At 59.6% G+C, this 1,526-nt stretch carries 1 protein-coding gene; it reads left to right on the top strand.

The features are described 5' to 3' along the window. The first annotated feature begins 366 nt into the window (after positions 1–366). Positions 367–1,446 (top strand): IS110 family transposase, encoded by a 1,080-nt coding sequence (locus E0702_RS15760; protein ID WP_132045556.1) that lies wholly within the window; start codon positions 367–369, stop codon positions 1,444–1,446. Positions 1,447–1,526 lie beyond the last annotated feature (80 nt).

Here is a 1,526-nt window from a genome sequence, read left to right as displayed (position 1 = left end):
TGGACGCCCTGGAGATGGCCGTAGGGCGCCGGCAGCCTGATAGCGGGTTGATCCATCACAGCGACAGTAATACTGAGAGATGCCAGGTGTTCCGGGGTTGACCTGACTCACACAGCGATCGACCTATGCTGAAAGACCTGGTGCCGTAAGGGTTCTCGGATCTCCTGACTCCCACTCTGATCGACCCGGGTAGTGTGTCTTTCCACGGACCTGTCGGTGATCCGGGAACACCTGACGGCGAGGGCTCACCTCGTCGATGCATGTGACTCAAGAAGGGCCTGACGCTCGGTGCCTGTCTCGTTACTGTCGTGTCCAGGCTATCGCACTCGGTGAAGCCACCTTGCCCTGATAGCCTGGAGAACCGTCATGACTCAGCATCACAATGATCGCCCTGACATTGTCGGTGGCGTCGACACCCACAAGGATCTCCATGTGGCCGCTGTCGTGGATACTCATGACCGGGTGCTTGGTGTCGCCAGTTTTCCGACCACCCGACATGGCTACAAGACCATGCTGGCCTGGATGCGTAGCTTCGGTGAGCTCAGCCGAGTGGGTATCGAGTGCACCGGGACCTATGGGGCTGGTTTGCTGCGTTACTTGCAGCGCAACGGGATCGCTGTATTGGAGGTCACTACCCCAGACAAGACTGTCCGCCGAAAGCGTGGCAAAGACGATACTATTGATGCGGAGAATGCTGCCCATGCGGCGTATGCGGGCGTCCGTACCGTGACCCCAAAGACCCGTGACGGCATGATCGAGGCCTTGCGCGTACTGAGGGTCTGCCGTAAGACCGCCGTGGCGGCTCGCCGTGTGGCGCTTCAGATGATCCAGACCCAGGTGATCTCAGCTCCCGAGGAGCTCCGCGATCAGCTGCGCAACATGTCGCGGATGCAGTTGATCCGAACACTGGCCGCATGGCGCCCTGATATGAGTGGATATCGGGACGTTGCAATGGCCTACCGCATCGCCTTGAAGTCCCTTGCCCGCCGCTACTTGGAGCTCCATGACGAGGTCGCTGACCTTGATGTCATGATCAAGGCTATCGTCGATGAGCTGGCTCCCGAGCTGGTGTCGCGAACGGCAGTGGGCTATGAATCCGCAGCTCAGCTGCTGATCACGGCGGGGGATAATCCGGATCGCCTTGGTTCAGAAGCCAGTTTTGCGGCGCTATGTGGTGTCAGCCCGATACCCGCTTCTTCAGGCAAGACACAGCGCCACCGCCTTAATCGGGGCGGCGACAGAGCTGCCAATAGTGCTCTGCATATCATCGCCATCGGGCGACTGCGCCTGGATGCGACAACCCAGGCGTATGTCACCCGGAGAGTGACGGAGGGGCACTCCAAGCTGGAAGCTATTCGCTGTCTGAAACGCTACATCGCCCGAGAGGTATACTATGTACTGCGTCATCGTCACCAAGAGATCAACCAGGCGACAATCGCCACTTGACTCTTAGAAGGGCGTCCGCGGCAGTCAGTATGCGTCTCGTGACTACCGCTCCACGCTGGATCGGCACGGGTTCCAGGCCT

This window comes from Halomonas marinisediminis, assembly GCF_004347715.1.
Classification (GTDB): domain Bacteria; phylum Pseudomonadota; class Gammaproteobacteria; order Pseudomonadales; family Halomonadaceae; genus Halomonas; species Halomonas icarae.
This window is presented reverse-complemented; position numbering and strand designations above follow the sequence as displayed.